The 17900-nt window shown below is 34.7% G+C and carries 18 protein-coding genes, 1 tRNA gene and 1 pseudogene; 9 read left to right on the top strand and 11 right to left on the bottom strand.

The genetic code is table 11. The annotated features are described in order from the left end of the window. Window positions 1-188: 188 nt before the first annotated feature. The 6 genes and pseudogenes from BC952_RS15205 to BC952_RS13720 form a co-directional block, all read right to left on the bottom strand. The gene (locus BC952_RS15205; RefSeq protein WP_279629649.1) at window positions 189-338 is read right to left on the bottom strand and encodes a transposase; all 150 of its coding nucleotides are present in this window, start codon (window positions 336-338) and stop codon (window positions 189-191) included. Between the two features lie 50 nt (window positions 339-388). Next, window positions 389-838 (bottom strand): annotated as a pseudogene (locus BC952_RS13740) (ISL3 family transposase). 1034 nt (window positions 839-1872) lie between these two features. Next, window positions 1873-2613, bottom strand: a complete 741-nt coding sequence (gene lptB / locus BC952_RS13735) for an LPS export ABC transporter ATP-binding protein (protein WP_121366179.1) — start codon at window positions 2611-2613, stop codon at window positions 1873-1875. 86 nt (window positions 2614-2699) lie between these two features. Then, window positions 2700-3053, bottom strand: coding sequence for a carboxymuconolactone decarboxylase family protein (locus BC952_RS13730; RefSeq protein ID WP_072990064.1), 354 nt, complete (start codon window positions 3051-3053; stop codon window positions 2700-2702). Then, window positions 3046-3861: a twin-arginine translocase subunit TatC gene (gene tatC / locus BC952_RS13725; RefSeq protein WP_121366178.1), complete on the bottom strand. Its 816-nt coding sequence runs from the start codon at window positions 3859-3861 to the stop codon at window positions 3046-3048. Before tatC ends, BC952_RS13730 begins: the two co-directional genes overlap by 8 nt. Further along, window positions 3861-4826 (bottom strand): KpsF/GutQ family sugar-phosphate isomerase, encoded by a 966-nt coding sequence (locus BC952_RS13720; RefSeq protein WP_167445793.1) that lies wholly within the window; start codon window positions 4824-4826, stop codon window positions 3861-3863. Before BC952_RS13720 ends, tatC begins: the two co-directional genes overlap by 1 nt. A gap of 85 nt (window positions 4827-4911) precedes the next feature. Between BC952_RS13720 and recQ the strand changes: the two genes are divergently transcribed. Further along, the gene (gene recQ, locus BC952_RS13715; RefSeq protein WP_121366177.1) at window positions 4912-7107 is read left to right on the top strand and encodes a DNA helicase RecQ; all 2196 of its coding nucleotides are present in this window, start codon (window positions 4912-4914) and stop codon (window positions 7105-7107) included. An 80-nt stretch (window positions 7108-7187) separates the two neighbouring features. Here recQ and BC952_RS13710 read toward each other — a convergent pair whose 3' ends face one another. Then, complete coding sequence (locus BC952_RS13710) at window positions 7188-7427, bottom strand: hypothetical protein (protein ID WP_091171797.1); 240 nt, start codon at window positions 7425-7427, stop codon at window positions 7188-7190. A 195-nt stretch (window positions 7428-7622) separates the two neighbouring features. Here BC952_RS13710 and BC952_RS13705 point away from each other — a divergent pair, with 195 nt between their 5' ends. Next, the gene (locus BC952_RS13705) at window positions 7623-9185 is read left to right on the top strand and encodes an NAD(P)/FAD-dependent oxidoreductase (RefSeq protein WP_121366176.1); all 1563 of its coding nucleotides are present in this window, start codon (window positions 7623-7625) and stop codon (window positions 9183-9185) included. 1196 nt (window positions 9186-10381) lie between these two features. Here the strand turns inward: BC952_RS13705 and BC952_RS13700 are convergent. The 3 genes from BC952_RS13700 to msrB all read right to left on the bottom strand — a co-directional run bounded on the left by BC952_RS13700 (window position 10382) and on the right by msrB (window position 13075). Continuing rightward, window positions 10382-11689, bottom strand: coding sequence for an amidohydrolase (locus BC952_RS13700; protein ID WP_121366175.1), 1308 nt, complete (start codon window positions 11687-11689; stop codon window positions 10382-10384). A 209-nt stretch (window positions 11690-11898) separates the two neighbouring features. Next, window positions 11899-12513 (bottom strand): peptide-methionine (S)-S-oxide reductase MsrA, encoded by a 615-nt coding sequence (gene msrA / locus BC952_RS13695; protein ID WP_121366174.1) that lies wholly within the window; start codon window positions 12511-12513, stop codon window positions 11899-11901. 1 nt (window position 12514) lies between these two features. Beyond that, the gene (gene msrB, locus BC952_RS13690) at window positions 12515-13075 is read right to left on the bottom strand and encodes a peptide-methionine (R)-S-oxide reductase MsrB (RefSeq protein WP_121366173.1); all 561 of its coding nucleotides are present in this window, start codon (window positions 13073-13075) and stop codon (window positions 12515-12517) included. A 289-nt stretch (window positions 13076-13364) separates the two neighbouring features. Here msrB and idi point away from each other — a divergent pair, with 289 nt between their 5' ends. From idi to BC952_RS13655, 7 genes are all read left to right on the top strand, one after another. Further along, window positions 13365-13913, top strand: a complete 549-nt coding sequence (gene idi / locus BC952_RS13685) for an isopentenyl-diphosphate Delta-isomerase (protein ID WP_121366172.1) — start codon at window positions 13365-13367, stop codon at window positions 13911-13913. Window positions 13914-13925: 12 nt separating this feature from the next. Next, window positions 13926-14336 (top strand): 6-pyruvoyl trahydropterin synthase family protein, encoded by a 411-nt coding sequence (locus BC952_RS13680; protein ID WP_113635284.1) that lies wholly within the window; start codon window positions 13926-13928, stop codon window positions 14334-14336. Then, the gene (locus tag BC952_RS13675; protein ID WP_121366171.1) at window positions 14336-14791 is read left to right on the top strand and encodes a peroxiredoxin; all 456 of its coding nucleotides are present in this window, start codon (window positions 14336-14338) and stop codon (window positions 14789-14791) included. Before BC952_RS13680 ends, BC952_RS13675 begins: the two co-directional genes overlap by 1 nt. A gap of 153 nt (window positions 14792-14944) precedes the next feature. Beyond that, entirely contained in the window at window positions 14945-15907 is a 963-nt protein-coding gene (locus BC952_RS13670) for a type I phosphomannose isomerase catalytic subunit (RefSeq protein WP_121366170.1), read from the top strand. A 68-nt stretch (window positions 15908-15975) separates the two neighbouring features. Further along, window positions 15976-16242 carry a hypothetical protein gene (locus BC952_RS13665; RefSeq protein WP_073209770.1) on the top strand — a complete coding sequence of 89 codons (267 nt, stop codon included), beginning with the start codon at window positions 15976-15978 and terminating at the stop codon, window positions 16240-16242. Between the two features lie 78 nt (window positions 16243-16320). Further along, window positions 16321-16394 (top strand) — tRNA-Thr (locus BC952_RS13660). A gap of 128 nt (window positions 16395-16522) precedes the next feature. Continuing rightward, complete coding sequence (locus BC952_RS13655; RefSeq protein WP_121366169.1) at window positions 16523-16987, top strand: hypothetical protein; 465 nt, start codon at window positions 16523-16525, stop codon at window positions 16985-16987. 139 nt (window positions 16988-17126) lie between these two features. On the opposite strand, the gene BC952_RS13650 is transcribed toward BC952_RS13655, so the two are convergent. Next, the gene (locus tag BC952_RS13650) at window positions 17127-17837 is read right to left on the bottom strand and encodes a DUF4369 domain-containing protein (RefSeq protein WP_121366168.1); all 711 of its coding nucleotides are present in this window, start codon (window positions 17835-17837) and stop codon (window positions 17127-17129) included. Window positions 17838-17900 lie beyond the last annotated feature (63 nt).

Here is a 17900-nt window from a genome sequence, read left to right as displayed (position 1 = left end):
AGTTAAGCCCGCCTGCGCAGATGGTACTGCAGTTATGTGGGAGAGTATGTCGTCGCCTTTCTTTGAAAAGCCTATCTGAAAAGATAGGCTTTTTTTGTGCGAAAAAAATGCTGGGGTTGTAAAAAAGAGGGTGATTAAGGATTAATCCGAAAACCTGTGGAGGAGTAAAAATTAAGCATAGATATTAGTTAGCCTAAAAAGGAAAAACGCAACGTTATTAACGCGCCTCTAAATTGCAACCTAAATGCTTTTATTTTAGCATTGAAAGATTCAGCAGAAGCATTTGTGCTTCTCTTATCAAAATAGTTAAAATGGTTTGATAATGATTCATTATAGATTTTGAGATCGTATTAAAGGATTTGAAACCAGATTGATTTACTTTTTCATGCTATTTGGCTAACCTTGAAAGTCCAATAATTTTATCGGTTGTTTTTTTAAAGAGATTCCTCAAATCTTGAGCTAAGCCATATGCTTCTTTGATATCGGGATATAAATTAAATAATAAAGCGGAACGGTCTTTCTGGTTTTTAGACCATTTAGAGTCGTCTTTATATAGAAAATAGCGGCTTCGGGCTAGTAATTGCTTAAGAGTATCGCCATTGGCTAATACTTCATGTTCGAATTTTGTATTACGCTTTTTAGCTTTTTCTATGGCGTTATTTTCCTTATTTATTGCTTTCCAGCGGTGTTTGATTCTGATTTCTTGTAAAGCCTCTGACGCTAGTTTTTGAATATGGAATCAGTCAGTAACTTGTGTAGCATTTGGAAAGCATTTCTTGGCAATTAAGCTCATGTTTGCTGCCATGTCAAGAGTAATCTCTGTGACTTGTCTGCGCAATTTCAGAGGGATTTTTTCAATAAAAAATGACAGTGTCAGCTTTAGTTCCAGCAATAACAGCAACTATACTTCCTTTTTTTCCTTTTCCTGCTTTGTTAGTGATAATAGTATAGAGTTCGCCATTGGAGAGTGAAGTTTCATCTATAGACAGACACTTGCCTAAGTTTTCTGAAAAGATTAGCCACTGCTCAGCGTGTTTTAGTTGATCCCAGGTTTTGAAATCACTTTGGAACTTAATTTATATTCACGATATTCTTTAGGAATGGAATTAATCTCTCTTAAATAAAGATGAAGTATGTCTTCTCCTTTTTTATATGAGGTTAACTCGAAGTAGTCAACTATAAATTCGGGTAATAGTAATTCAATAAGTTCGCTGTATGAATGTGCCGTCGGTGTTTATTTACAAATGCAAATATCCCTTTTTTAATATTTCCCCACAAAATTTAGGATTGATCCGTAATTGTCGCTTTCAAGCACTCATTTATTGGAATTTTTGTAGTGAGAAAAGGCTAGTACTTTTAGAGAGAATAGTTGTATTTATCTTTGGTTGAAAATATGATAATTTTACTGATAAAGATGAATTATATATTAGAAGATTGGATAGGCTAATTTAGCCATCACAGAAAGTTAAGAAATAAATCTTATTTTTAATCTATGAACCAAGTGTGGAAAACTTAAGATAAAGCTTTTAAAGATAAAGGAATGTAATTCAGTTAGATTGAGGTAAAAAAAACGAATTAAAACTCGGCGGAGAATTAGGATTGACAGTGCTATAGTTATTTAAGAATAGAGTACGGAGTTCAATTAGTTTAGAGGAGGAGATTTTTTCTATAAAAGGAAAATTTAAAACTATATCCCAAATAATAAAAAATTTGTGAATTAAAAAAAAGCTCAAATATATTGAGTCAAATAGTCATATAGTAAAAAAAATAGAGATCTTTTTTAAGAGAGTTATCTAAATTTATAATTTCAGTAAATACAATTAAAAACTATTTAAATTTTTTTCAAAGTAGTATAAGTAAATGGCATAAATTCTAGAACTCCAATTTTTTCTTTCTCAATTCGAAATTTTGTCCAAGATATACTCGACGCACCATTTCATCTTCTACTAATTCTTCTGGTTTACCTGCTTTTAGGATACCACCTTCAAACATCAGGTAGGTTTTGTCCGTAATGGCTAAGGTTTCCTGTACGTTGTGATCCGTAATTAGAATTCCAATATTTTTATTTTTTAGCTGTGCTACAATCCTCTGAATGTCTTCTACGGCAACAGGGTCAACACCTGCAAAAGGTTCATCTAATAATATGAATTTTGGATCTGTGGCCAGACAACGTGCAATTTCAGTACGTCGTCGCTCCCCACCGGAAAGTAAATCACCTCTGTTGGTACGAATGTGTTCTAAGCTAAACTCGTCGATTAGGCTTTCCATCTTCGCTTCTTGCTCGGCTTTGGATAGTTTAGTTAATTGTAAAACACTTAGTATATTGTCTTCAATACTTAATTTTCTAAAAACAGAAGCTTCTTGTGCCAAATATCCGATTCCTTGCTGTGCTCTTTTGTACATCGGGTAATCCGTGATGTTCAAGTCGTCTAGAAATATGTTGCCTGAATTGGGTTTAACCAATCCCACAATCATATAAAAAGAAGTTGTTTTTCCAGCTCCATTAGGCCCTAAAAGTCCAACGATTTCACCTTGATTTACTTCCACCGAAATGCCTTTGACAACACTGCGCCCCTTATAGGTTTTGATTAGATTTTCGGCTCTTAATTTCATGTTCTTAGATTTAATCGTTTAACATTTTAATCGGTTATTTGTCAAATAAACAAATAACCGATTAAACTATTTAGTTTCTTAACAAATTATTTGGTTGCATTTTCTTCTAATGCTTCCCAGAATTCATACGCTCTGCGTAAATGAGGCACTACAATAGTTCCACCAACAAGTGTTGCGATTCCCATAGCTTCCATCATTTCTTCTTTGGTAACACCTTCTTTATGGCTGGTTTCCAAATGGTATTTTACGCAATCATCACAACGTAAAACTGCCGAAGCTACTAATCCCAGTAATTCTTTGGTTTTTACATCCAAAGCTCCTGCGGCGTATGCATTGGTGTCTAAATTAAAAATACGTTTTACAATTTTATTATTGTCTGCCAATAATTTTTCGTTCATTTTAGAACGGTACTCGTTGAATTCTTCAATTATATCAGCCATTTACTTTTTTTTGATTTTTTACTACTATTTTTGAAATTAAGATACTCGCTTCATAGATTAACAACATCGGAATGGTTACAATGATTTGGCTTACCACATCCGGAGGCGTTACAATTGCGGCCACAATCAGAATGATAATTACGGCATATTTCCAGTATTTTCTTAAGAAATCCGGTGTTACTAATCCTAGTTTGGTCAGGAAATAGATAATTATTGGTAATTCAAAAAACAATCCGCAAGCGATCACACTTGTTTTTACTAATCCAATGTAAGAATCAATACTAAATTGGTTTTTTACAACATCACTGATGGTGAATGTAGCGAAAAAATTGACAGACATCGGCACAATTACATAATAACCGAAGAGTACGCCCAAAAAGAAAAGTAAGGAGGATGAAAAGATGAAAAGTTTAGCGTGTTTTTTCTCCGTATCATATAATGCAGGACTTATAAATTTCCAAACTTCCCATAGGATGAATGGGAAACCAAGAATAAATCCGGCTGTTATACACGTCCAAATTAAAACGTTAATCTGACCCTCCATATTCGTATTTTGGATAATGAAAGGCATTTCGGTTACGCAAATGCTTTCGGCAAAACCCAATTGATTGGACAAGTCACAAAAAAATCGATAGGTTATAAAATTAGCATCTGTTGGACCAAAAATGATGACATCAAAAATATAATCACTTATGAAAAAAGTGACGGTAGCCAAAATTAATATTGCAATTGTACTTCGAACTAATAACCATCTTAATTCTTCAAGATGATCTAAAAACGACATTTCGTTTAAGTTTTTTTTTGCCATTATAGTATTCCTTCTTTTAAAATATCGTGTAAGTGCAATATGCCTTTGTATTCAGTATTGTCTGTAACTACTAATTGCGTGATGGAAAAATCTTCCATTATATTCAATGCTTCCACTACCATAGCGTCCGAAGAAGTTGTTTTTGGATTTTTTGTCATAATGTCTCTTGCAGTTAAATCGGCAAAAGTATCTCTGTCACTTAGCATCCTTCGAATGTCACCATCGGTAATAATTCCAATTACTTTGTCATTTTCAACCACGGCAGTTACACCAAGACGTTTTTCAGAAATTTCGAAAATGACTTTCTTAATAGGAGCTTCCGGAGCAACCATAGGTTTTAGGCTGTGTTCTAACATGTCTTTTACACGCAACAATAATTTCTTACCCAATGCGCCTCCAGGATGGTAGACGGCAAAATCTTCGGGTTTAAAATCGCGCATTTCCATCAGGCAAACGGCAATTGCGTCACCCATCACTAACTGTGCGGTAGTGCTATTTGTTGGGGCCAAATTATTCGGACAAGACTCGGCATCTACTGTGGTGTTGAGAACAAAATCAGAACCTTTAGCCAAAAAGGAGGTCATGTTTCCGGTTATTGCAATCAAAGTGTTTCCAAAACGTTTTAAGAGAGGGATCAGGACTTTTATTTCCGGACTGTTACCACTCTTTGAAATGCAAATAATGACATCTTCGTTTTGAATCATTCCTAAATCTCCATGAATGGCCTCTGAAGCATGAAGAAAAAGCGAAGGCGTTCCTGTAGAATTAAAAGAAGCAACCATTTTTTGAGCAATAATTGCGCTTTTTCCAATCCCTGTAACTACTAGTCTTCCTTTAGAATTGTAAATTTTTTGAGTAGCTTCGATGAAGTTTTCATCCAGATAATCAGTAAGTTTTGCAATCGATTTACTTTCCGATAAAATGGTTTTTTTGGCACTGGCCAATATATTTTCTTTAGTGATCAAAACAGAATGATTAAAATTTGTATGTGTAAAAGAAATTTGTACCTTTAGGTGTTGCAAATTTATACAAAATACCACATAATAAAGAATGAATTCAAACGAAATTGATATACACAAAGAATTAAAGAAATATTTTGGCTTCAGCCAATTTAAGGGTTTGCAAGAACAAGTCATTAAAAGTCTTCTTAATAAGCAAAACACATTTGTTATTATGCCCACTGGAGGAGGAAAGTCACTTTGTTATCAATTGCCCGCTTTAATTCAGGAAGGTACTGCTATCGTAGTATCGCCTTTAATCGCTTTGATGAAAAATCAGGTGGATGCCATTAGAAGTTTGTCTTCTGAAAATGGCGTTGCCCATGTTTTAAACTCTTCTCTTACTAAAACTGAAATTGCCCAAGTAAAAAAAGACATTACTTCCGGATTGACGAAGTTATTGTATGTTGCTCCAGAGTCTTTGACTAAGGAAGAATACGTGAACTTTCTAAAAAACGTTACCATATCTTTTGTAGCTATTGATGAAGCTCATTGTATTTCAGAGTGGGGACATGATTTTAGACCAGAATATAGAAACTTAAAGCACATTATCAAGCAACTGGGAGATGTGCCCATTATAGGTTTAACTGCAACTGCTACGCCAAAAGTACAAGAAGATATTCTAAAAAATTTAGATATGACTGATGCGACTACTTTTAAGGCATCATTCAACAGACCTAACTTATATTATGAAGTACGTACTAAAACGAAGAATATCGAATCGGATATTATTCGTTTTATCAAACAACATAAAGGGAAGTCCGGTATTATATATTGTTTAAGCCGCAAAAAAGTAGAGGCTATTGCCGAAGTTTTGCAGGTAAACGGCATAAGTGCTGTTCCGTACCATGCTGGGTTAGATGCTAAAACCCGTGCCAGACATCAGGATATGTTTCTAATGGAAGATGTAGATGTGGTAGTGGCAACAATCGCTTTTGGGATGGGAATTGATAAGCCGGATGTTCGTTTTGTAATTCACCATGATATCCCTAAATCATTGGAAAGTTATTATCAGGAAACGGGTCGTGCCGGTCGTGATGGAGGTGAAGGTCATTGTCTAGCCTATTACTCCTATAAAGATGTTGAAAAATTAGAAAAATTCATGTCGGGGAAACCCGTTGCCGAACAGGAAATTGGATTTGCTTTGTTGCAGGAAGTCGTAGCTTACGCCGAAACGTCTATGTCCAGAAGGAGGTTTCTTCTTCATTACTTCGGAGAGGAATTTGATGATGTTAATGGTGAAGGCGCTGATATGGATGACAATGTTCGTAACCCGAAAACAAAAGTCGAAGCCATAGACCAAGTAGTACAACTACTGGAAGTAGTTCGAGATACGAAGCATTTATACAAATCAAAAGAAATTGTTTTTACCTTGATTGGTCGTGTCAATGCAGTGATTAAAGCACACAGAACAGATACACAATCTTTTTTTGGATGTGGTTCAGATCATGATGAAAAGTACTGGATGGCCTTATTGCGACAAGTTCTTGTTGCTGGGTTTTTATCTAAAGATATTGAAACCTATGGTATTGTAAAAATTACTAAGAAAGGATTGGATTTTATTAAAAACCGTGAGTCCTTTATGATGTCCGAAGATCATGAATATAATGAGACCGTAGACGAGGCTATTGTAACGGCTTCAAAATCTACAGGAGTTGCTGATGAAGTTCTGATGGGTATGTTGCGTGATTTGCGTAAAAAAGTAGCCAAAAAAGTTGGAGTTCCGCCTTTTGTAGTTTTTCAAGATCCATCACTGGAAGATATGGCTCTGAAATATCCGATTTACCAAGAAGAATTAATCAATATTCATGGGGTTGGAGAAGGAAAAGCTAAAAAATACGGCAAGGAATTTTTAGAATTAATAAGCCGATACGTTGCCGAAAATGACATCATTCGTCCTGAGGATTTAGTGGTTAAATCTACCGGGGTTAACTCCGTAAATAAACTCTATATTATTCAAAATATCGACAGAAAATTATCATTGGATGATATCGCTTCCGCCAAAGGAATTAACATGGATGCTCTAATTAAAGAAATGGAGCAAATTGTGTATTCCGGAACCAAACTGAATATCAAATATTGGATTGACGATATGCTTGATGATGATCAGCAGGAAGAAATTCACGATTATTTCATGGAATCTGAATCCGATAATATAGAAAACGCACTCAAGGAATTTGAAGGGGATTATGATATTGATGAATTGCGTTTGATGCGAATTAAATTCATCAGTGAAGTAGCAAATTAGTCATAAAGTCTAAAGTCTTAAAGTCAAAAATTTTAGCCTGTTTAGTGTTTTTTTACATTTTGAGCATTGACTTTACGACTTTAGGCTGTATACAACTCTCCTCGATGCGGTTTCAAAGCATCGCGAACCTGAATCATATTTTCATCGGTGACAACCATAAAAGCGATGGCTTGCATCTCGCTTTGAATTTCGAAGCCAGTTATATTCAACGGTAATTTTTCAATGGCGATGTATTCTTTCAAATGAATTTCATGGTGTTCAGCTGTTTTTGCGGATGCTGGTCCACGGAAATCCCAAATCAGTTTTATTTTTCTAGACATTTTATGAGGTTCAATGGTTCATAGATTTAAAGCACCAAAGTTACAAAGTCTAATTCGAAAATAGGCAAATTTGAGAATTTGAAAATGGATTCTTCTTTCAATAACAAGAAGTCAGTACAAAATACTACTTTTGTACCTGGATTATTTTATACCTTTTTAAAATTCAAATAATCTAAAATCGAATAATCTAAAAAAATGCCTCAAGAACTCTTATTACAAGTCTCTCCAGAAATTGCAGCAAATGATTTGTTGTTGAAAAATCATTTATCGAAACAAATTGCCGTTCCTGTAAATGAAATTCAGCATGTTTCTATTTTAAAACGATCGATTGATGCTCGTCAAAAAGCGATAAAAATAAATCTTAAGGTTATAATCTATTTGAAAGGAGAACCTTTTCAAGGGCAAAAAATACAACTTCCAGATTATGGTAATGTGGCTGGAGCTCAAGAAGTAATTATTGTTGGCGCTGGACCTGCAGGACTTTTTGCTGCTTTGCAATTAATAGAACTGGGCTTGAAACCAATTGTTGTTGAGCGTGGAAAAGATGTCCGAGGCAGACGTCGAGATTTGAAAGCCATCAATGTGGATCATCTTGTAAATGAAGACTCCAATTATTGTTTTGGCGAAGGCGGAGCAGGAACCTACTCGGACGGGAAGCTATACACCCGTTCTAAAAAAAGAGGTGATGTAACGCGCGTTTTGGAATTGTTTGTCGCTTTTGGAGCTTCGGAAGATATTTTGATTGAAGCGCATCCTCATATTGGTACCAACAAATTACCACAAATCATTCAGGACATTCGAGAGAAAATTATCGAATGTGGCGGACAGGTTTTGTTCGAAACCCGATTGACTGATATTTTAATAAAAAACAATGAAGTGCAGGGTATAGTTACTCACAAAGGGGAAACGATTCTTGCTAGTAAACTTATTTTGGCCACAGGCCATTCGGCTCGTGATATATTTGAATTATTGGATCGAAAACAGATTTTTATCGAGGCCAAACCTTTTGCCTTGGGCGTCAGGGCAGAACATCCACAATCGCTAATTGATAGTATTCAGTATAGTTGTGATTATCGTGGGGAATTCTTACCTCCAGCTCCGTATTCTATCGTGAAACAAGTAGGAGGAAGGGGAATGTATTCCTTTTGTATGTGTCCTGGCGGCGTGATTGCACCTTGTGCTACGAGTCCCGGTGAAGTGGTTACCAATGGTTGGTCACCATCCAAAAGAGATCAGGCTACTGCCAATTCTGGAATTGTAATCGAATTGCAACTGGAAGATTTTAAACCATTTGCTAAATTTGGTGCTTTGGCTGGAATGGAATTCCAAAAAAGTATCGAACAACGCGCCTGGCACTTGGCTGGTGAAAGCCAAAAGGTTCCTGCGCAACGCATGATTGATTTTACACAAAACAGAGTTTCGTCGGATATTCCTAAAACGTCATATGTTCCCGGAACGACTTCAGTAGAAATGGGACAGGTTTTTCCTGAATTTTTAACGCAAATTTTGCGAGAAGGATTCACTGAATTTGGAAAATCGATGCGTGGTTATTTGACAAATGAAGCCATACTTCATGCTCCAGAATCAAGAACATCATCACCAGTGCGTATTCCAAGAGATCCATTGACCTATGAACATGTTCAAATAAAAGGTCTATATCCTTGTGGAGAAGGCGCAGGTTATGCAGGCGGAATCATATCCGCCGCTATTGATGGCGAGAAATGTGCATTGATGATTGGGGCGATTTTGAATAAATAGAAATCAAGAAGAATTGTCATATTTGAATGCGTATTGTAAAATTGAACACTTTGGTGTTATTGTAATTTTTATGTTAACCAAATTTTTGGGGCTAATACTTCTTATTTTAAAAATGATATAATTAAACTTTTTTGTGAATAAAAGAAAAGTATTGTTGTTAACCTTCTTAATTTTATATCATTAATTATTTTATTTCTACTTTTAACGAATTTGAAAAAGTCGAAAAAAATTTAACGAGTGAAAATAGTAGGGGGATATTATCCAGATTATTAGCATACTTGGAAAGTTTAGTAGCGGAGTAGATACTTGCAGCGGCATTGGGGTATTTTCTCATTATTAATCTCGTGCCGATATCGTTATCGGTTGTAATGCATAAATGTATTGTCTGAAGCATTGTTTAGACTCGATTTTACGCTAGTCACGATTCAATTTAAAGTATGTTTAAGATAGCGTTTCTTGACAAATTTATTCTTTAGTACTTTGAAGTACTTGTTTTTACACTAAAGTCTCACCGGGTATATAACACTTATTTTTCTGAATAGTAATTCTCTATAAGTTCATTGTTACTTGTATGATTCTTAGATGATTTGTTTGTGTTGAATCCTTTTTGGTGGTAGTATTTTTTTTTAAATGGATAATCGTGGTGTTATAATTGTACCATTTCCCAAGTAGTTCCGATAGTTCATCCTAATTTGTATCTAGTTTGTTTTGAATAAATAATTTTTTCATTGTATTGATAGACTTTAACTTGTTTGCGAAAATTGAGAATTTATTTCTTTTTAAAATCATTTCTACAGATTAATTTTTTATTTCCTTTCTCGTTTTATGTCTATATAACTTTATTTTTCCCCTACTTATTTTTAATAGCAAACTTTTTAAAATATAATATTTTTCTTTTAATTGTTTGATCAACCGCTTTTTCTAAGATGAGATCAAAGGATTTTTTTTCTTTTTTTAAATATGTTTTTAATATTTTTATTTACAACCTTCTTCATAAAATTCACTATGAAGCTTTTCGTCACAACTTTACCGCCATATTGCAGTGAATATAAATATGAAAGACCGAGGTAGAATTATTAAAAAACAAACTAAAAATAATTTAAGACATTATAAATCAGTGGTTTGTTAATTTAAAGAACTACAACCGAAAATCTCTTTTCGGTTGTAGTTCTTTAAAATTTTCTGTTTGCTCGAAATTATTTTTTAGCATTCATTTTCATATAATCGATGGTTAATTCGGACATAGTTTTCATTCCTAACACAAAACCACCTTCGTCAATATAAAAATCAGGTGTATGATGTGAGGCTGTTTCCGCAGGATTTTTGCCTTTTGGCATTCCACCAAGGAAAAAGAAAAGTCCAGGAACTTTGTCTTGATAGTATGAAAAATCTTCTGCTCCAGTTGCTGCGGGTGTTAATACCACATTATTTTTTCCAGCCACCGCTTCCAGTGTTGGTAGCATTTTTTCGGTTAGTATTGGGTCGTTGTACGTGATCAATGTTTGTTTTGTAATGCTTATTTCAGCGGTTGCTCCGGCACTTTCTGCAATGTTGGTGGTTATTTGTTTCACTCGGTTGTGAATCATTTCCTGTACTTTTTTGTCTAATGTGCGAATTGTACCGGCCATTTCAAGTTCTTCTGGAATAATATTGCTTCTCACACCGGATGTGATTTTCCCGACACTAACCACAGCTGCTGATTCTGTGAGATCTACATTGCGACTCACGATAGTCTGCAATCCCAATATTATTTGGGAAGCCGTAACAATAGGATCTATGGATTGCCATGGGCTGGCTCCGTGGGACTGTTTTCCTTTTATTTTTATTTTGAACCAGTCCGATGACGCCATGGCTCCTTTTGGTCGGTAATTGATTTTGCCGACTTCGGTTTCTGCGCTGATGTGTAATCCAAAGATCACATCAACTTTTGGGTTTTCCAGAACACCTTCTTTAACCATTAATGCAGCTCCACCTTCTTCACCTTCGGGCGGTCCTTCTTCTGCAGGTTGGAAAATGAATTTTACTGTTCCTTTTAATTCACTTTTTATAGAAGCGAGGATTTCAGCTGTTCCCATCAGCATGGCAATATGCGAATCGTGTCCGCATGCATGCATGACGCCTACTTGCTGACCGTTATATTCTCCCATTGCTTTGGAAGCAAAAGGAATATTTACTCTTTCGGTTACGGGTAATGCATCCATATCGGCTCGAAGAGCGACTACGGGACCGGGTTTTCCTCCTTTTAAAATACCTACAACACCAGTTTTGGCTACGCCAGTTTGTACTTCTATACCCAACGATCGCAAATGCACCGCTATTTTTTCGGCTGTTTTGAATTCTCGATTGCCTAATTCGGGGTTTTGGTGAAAATCTCTTCGCCAAGAACTGACTTTAGATTCTAAAGATGCTGCTTTTTGAGCCACTTTGGTTTTTAGATCGGAATTTTGTGCTGCAGCAAAAATAGAATACGTAAATAAGCCAGCAAAAAGAATAGTTTTTTTCATTAGTTGTGGTTTAAATTTTGGTTGGGTAACAGCTTTATTTCAATTAACATTTAGTCTGTTTTGGTACTAAATAAAGTTGGTTTGAAACAAATATAGCAAAATTATTTTGCCTGAAGGGAATTTTAAATAATGGCCTAAAGTATCTTTCTGTGAGTAGAATATAAAAAAAAACCGCCTTGTTTGTTACAACAAGGCGGTAGCTTACGAATTTATTTTTGCTTCTTTAATTTGCTCTTAAATAATTTTTCAAACTTTTCCATTTTGGGTTGAATTACCATCTGGCAATATGGCTGTGTTTTGTTATTCTCATAGTAATTCTGATGATAGGATTCTGCTTTGTAAAATTTGGTCAAAGGTTCTATTGTTGTCACTATTGGACTATCATAAATCTTAGCTTTTTTAAGGTCATTGATAACTGTTTGTGCAGCTTTCTTTTGAACTTCATTTTTATAAAAAATGGCAGAACGATATTGTGTACCTACATCGGCACCTTGACGGTTTAGCGTAGTTGGATCATGAACCGTAAAAAAAACTTTGAAAATTTCATCCAGATTCGTTACGTTTTTGTCGTAAGTAATCTGAACTACTTCGGCATAACCGGACCTTCCCGTAGACACATCTTCGTAGGTAGGATTTGCATTTTTACCGCCTGCATAGCCTGATATAGCTGATTGTACTCCGTTTAAATTTTCATAAACGGCTTCCACACACCAGTAACAACCGCCGGCTAAAGTGATGGATTCAAGATTGGATTGCTTTGGTGCTTTACTTTGGGCAAACAAACTGGTTGTTGCCAAAAGGCACACTAAAAGTAGTTTCTTCATGTTATTTGGTATCAGGAATAAAGTCAAGCGCGATGGAATTCATACAGTATCTTTTTCCGGTTGGTTCCGGCCCATCATCAAAAAGATGCCCTAAGTGCCCGTCACATCTTCCGCAAAGTGCTTCGATTCTTTCCATACCCAGAGAATTATCGGTTTTATAAACCACACTGTTTTTATTGTCTTGTTCAAAGAAACTTGGCCAGCCACAATTGCTTGAAAATTTAGCACCGGAACGAAATAGTTTGTTCCCACAAGCGGCACAATAATAGGTTCCTTTGTCATCAGTATTCCAATATTTTCCTGTAAAAGGTCTTTCTGTATCTGCATTACGCGTCACTTCATACACATCTTCAGGTAATACTTTTTTCCACTCGGCATCACTTACGTTGAGTTTTGTTGTATCCGTATTGGAATAATACGGATTTCCGGGTTTTTTAATAGTATTTTCCATTGCGACTGTTTTTTTTGTGTTTCCTTGTTTTTTTGTGGTTTGCGCACAAGCTGTGAACATGAAAAGCGGGATTACAAATAACATGCTTAGTACGTGATTTCTTGTTTTCATTTTTTTTAGTATTTGAATCACAAATGTAAAAGAGTTTTAAATTTTAAAATGTCGCTTACTTTGCAATTGAATTTTATTTTTATTCCAATTTGACTTCTCATTATTTACGAAAAATTATTGTTTTTAGTTTTAAAATTTTAGAGTTTAATAATCTGTAAATAAGCAGCGTATTTTTGACAATATAAAATTAGAATTTTAGGATATTCAACACTCGTTAAACTTTTCACAATTTCAAAAACCCTTCAGATACCATTTCTTTTTTTGTATTTTTGACCTGAAATACATTGATATGTTAGAAGAAAACGTAATATTAGTTAACGAGAAGGATGAGCAAATAGGATTGATGCCTAAGCTTGAAGCACATGAAAAAGCGGTTTTGCATCGTGCTTTTTCGGTTTTTGTTTTAAACAGCAAAAACGAAATCATGTTGCAACAGCGGGCACATCAAAAATACCATTCCCCTTTATTGTGGACCAATACGTGTTGCAGTCATCAGCGCGAGGGAGAAACAAATGTCCAGGCAGGAAGCCGAAGATTATTTGAAGAAATGGGTTTTAAAACAGAACTCAAAGAACTTTTTCATTTTATTTACAAAGCACCTTTTGATAATGGTTTGACAGAGCATGAACTTGATCATGTGATGATTGGCTATTATAATGAGGAACCAGTTATCAATCCGGAGGAAGTTGAGGATTGGAAATGGATGAAAATTGAGGATGTGAAAATTGATATGGAGCTTCATCCTGCATTTTACACCGTTTGGTTCAAAATAATTTTCGATGAGTTTTATCACTTTTTGGAAGAACATAAAAGCCCTTTGGCCTCAAATAACCTCTAATTCATAAATTTTATGAAAGTTACCATTTCGCGGAAAGCCCATTTTAATGCGGCTCACAGATTATACAGAAAAGATTGGTCGTTTGAGCAAAACGATGCGATTTTTGGTAAGTGTAATAATCCTAATTTTCATGGACATAATTACGAATTGATTGTTAGTGTTACGGGAGCAATAGATCCTGAAACAGGATATGTTATGGATGTCAAATTTTTGAGTGATATTATTAAAGAAGATGTCGAAAATCAGTTTGATCATAAAAATCTGAATTTGGATGTTCCGGAATTTCAGGATTTGAATCCTACCGCCGAAAATATTGTGGTGGTTATTTGGAATAAAATCAGAAAAAGAATCAAGCCTGAATTTGAATTAGAAGTGGTCCTTTATGAAACGCCTCGTAATTTTGTAACCTATAGAGGAGAATAATGGAACTAAAAGTAGGGGATACAATTCCCAATTTCACAGCTAAAGATACTAATGGAATTGATTTTGATAGTGCAACTGTAGTGGGGCGTAAACCGCTCGTTATTTATTTTTATCCAAAAGACAACACGCCGGGTTGTACCGCGCAAGCGTGCAGTTTTAGAGATCAGTATGAGGATTTTAAGGATCTTGGTGCGGAAGTGATAGGAATTAGCAGTGATAGTGTTGGCTCACATCAAAAGTTTGCTCAGCAGTTCAAGCTTCCTTTTATTCTTTTGTCAGATTCAGATAAAAAAATCAGAAAACTTTTTGGTGTTCCCACCGGAATGTTCGGATTGCTTCCGGGAAGAGTGACCTATGTAACCGATAAAAATGGAGTGGTTCAAATGATTTTTGACAGTATGCTGGCTACAAAACATATTCCCAAAGCGTTAGAGGCCATTAAAAAATTAGTGTAATTTATTGCTGGAAGCTACTGGAATCCATTACTGACGGATTCCGACTTACACTTTGTTTTTTGGTTATTTACTGGTTTCTGTAAATGGAAATCTATTTACGTCGGAAACAATATGGATTTTTTATACATTTGGACTTCGAAAAAAAACATTTGAATGAAACTTTATCCTTTACAATTTGAGCCCATTTTAAAAGAAAGAATATGGGGCGGCGAAAAACTAAAAACGCTACTTCATAAACCAATTACTTCAAATATCACAGGAGAAAGTTGGGAGCTGTCTACCGTAGAAGGCGACGTAAGTATTGTTGCAAACGGAGAATGGAAGGGAAAATCATTGACTGAATTAATCAATTCGTTCCCTGATGAAATTTTGGGAACTGCTGTTCATACTCGTTTTGGAAAACAATTTCCGTTACTTTTCAAATATTTAGATGCACGCGAGGATTTGTCCATACAAGTTCATCCTAATGATGAATTGGCAAAAAAACGTCATAATTCTTTTGGGAAAACTGAAATGTGGTACATCATGCAAGCAGATGATAATGCTCGTATTATTGTAGGTTTCAAAGAAAATTCAAATGCTGCTGAATATTTAGAAAACCTAAAAAATAAAACTTTACTCTCTATTCTGGATGATGTAAAAGTACAATCAGGTGATGTTTTCTTTTTAGAAACCGGAACTGTTCACACTATTGGTGCAGGAATTGTGGTAGCTGAGATTCAACAAACTTCAGATATTACCTATCGATTGTATGATTTTGACCGAGTAGATGCGAATGGGAATACCAGAGAATTGCATGTTGATTTGGCTTTGGAGGCTATAAACTACAATAAGGTAGAAGCAAAAAAATCATATACCACTAATAGCAATCAGTCCAATACAGTGGTTGATTGTCCTTATTTTACCACTAATTTTATTCCTTTAGACGGAGCAATTTCAGTTTCTAAATCAGGCGAAAGTTTTACGGTTTATATGTGTGTTGAGGGATCCTTTGAAATAGAATACAACCACTCAAAAATTCAATATATAAAAGGAGATACTGTTTTAATTCCTGCGGCAATGAATGCATTCATTCTCAATGGAAAAGCATCGATTTTAGAAATTTACATTTCATAGTCGGTAATAGAAAGATTATGTGTACTTTTGCAGACGCAAATTAAAATTCAAATTTTAAAAAAATAAAAATGGCAAACGTTAAGAATTTAAAAAAAGACATCAACTACGTTTTAGGAGATATTATTGAAGCAGTTTACTTGTTCGAAATTTCTACTACAGGAAAACCAACAACAGAAACTAATGCTTTAATCGATGAAGCTATCGCTGCTTTTGACGCTTTAATCACAAAAGTGAATGCAAAAAAGGTAGAAGATAAAAAAGCTCACTTCAAACAAATCAACGTTGAATTGGAACAAACTGCTAATCAATTGATTGCTAAAATCAACGAATTGTAGTTAAAAAAAAAGCAAAAAAAGTTTGAATTTGTTTTGGAAAATAGAAATTCAGACTTATATTTGCACCCGTAATGAGTCGCCAGCGTAGCTCAGTTGGCTAGAGCAGCTGATTTGTAATCAGCAGGTCGTGGGTTCGAGTCCCTCCGCCGGCTCTTAATAAAACCATCTAACTTTTGTTAGGTGGTTTTTTGTTTTAAACAAAATAACAATTTAATTGTGTTTTTACGTAATGTGCTAATTTTTTTGTTAAATTTGAAATCTAACCTAAAATTAATACATAATGGAAGAGCATTCAGTTATTGAAAGTTTCGAGATGAAACTAAGTGAGTCTGCAAAAGACTTTTTGAAGGAAACAGCAAAGTGGGCCTATTTTTTATCGATTCTTGGTTACATAGGAATTGGCTTTATTATTTTTGCTGCTTTATTTGCCGGGACATTGTTCTCAGCTATGGGCAAGATGAATCCTGCCATGGGAGCCATGGGATCTTCTTTTGGGGTGGTAATGGCTTTTGTTTACTTTTTAATTGCGGTGCTTTATTTCTTTCCGGTATATTACTTAAATAAATTTGCTTCAAATGCTAAAGCGGCATTCAAAAATAACGATTCCGAAACATTGACTGCTTCTTTAGGATATCTAAAATCGCATTATAAATATATTGGAATTATGACATTAGTAGTTTTTTCTTTATACCTTTTAATGTTTGTAGGGATGATTGTTACAGGAATTGCTTTTAATAATGCATAGACAGTGCAGCTAATTAGATTGAGGTTGATATTTTAATCTATTTATAATAGATAGGATCTAAACCAAAAAAACCATCTTGTTAACAACAAGATGGTTTTTTTATTCTACGGCTTAATTTAAAAATAAATCTCCTAATGAATTATTTTTGACTTTTAACTTTGGCTACATATTCCGTTAATTTTTTTCCATAAAGTGATTTTGCCACTTTTGGAGACATTGATTTTTGGATTGTATCTAAGTATTTCACGTTGATATCGTAAATCTCAGATAGTGCGATAAAAGGTGACACTTCATAATTTCTATTGTTTAATGCGAAATTGGTGGCAAATAAATACTTTCTTTTTATATTCGAATCTTGTTTTGCAGTTAAGCTATCTATTGCTTTTGTATTTTGACTTTTGATGGCATTGAATTTTTTTTCAATTAGTGTGAGATTTTCATCTGTGAAACGAGTATTGATTTTTTTGTATTCTTCAAATATTTCCTGATTTTTTGACCCAGTAATTTTGGCATCCGATAAATAATGGTCTAAACTGGTTTCGATAGTTATGTTACCTGGTTCAGCAAAAAAAGGCAGATTGTTGTCTATAGAATTGCTCACGCCTCTGTCCAAGAACAAATAAAGCATCTCTGGTGATTTAAGATCAAGATTGCTTTCGAAAGCAGCACTCCCATCAATATTGATGGTGTCAATGGCAACCAATGTAGTATCCACGATTCTTTGAATGTATAAGGTACCTTTTTTTAATCCTTTAATATTTCCGGTAATGTGAACATTGCCTTTAGATTCATTCTGGTTACAAGATGCTAACACGATAAGCGTAACGAATGCAATAATAGTTTTTTTCATGAGTAGTTAAAATTTGTTTTTGGATAGGGAATCGCCATTTTTGTTCTAATTTTATTAGAACGA

Origin of the sequence: Flavobacterium limicola (assembly GCF_003634755.1) — a bacterium.
Lineage (GTDB): Bacteria > Bacteroidota > Bacteroidia > Flavobacteriales > Flavobacteriaceae > Flavobacterium > Flavobacterium limicola.
The sequence above is the reverse complement of the archived record's forward strand: the minus strand, read 5'-3'. Positions and strand labels throughout refer to the sequence as shown.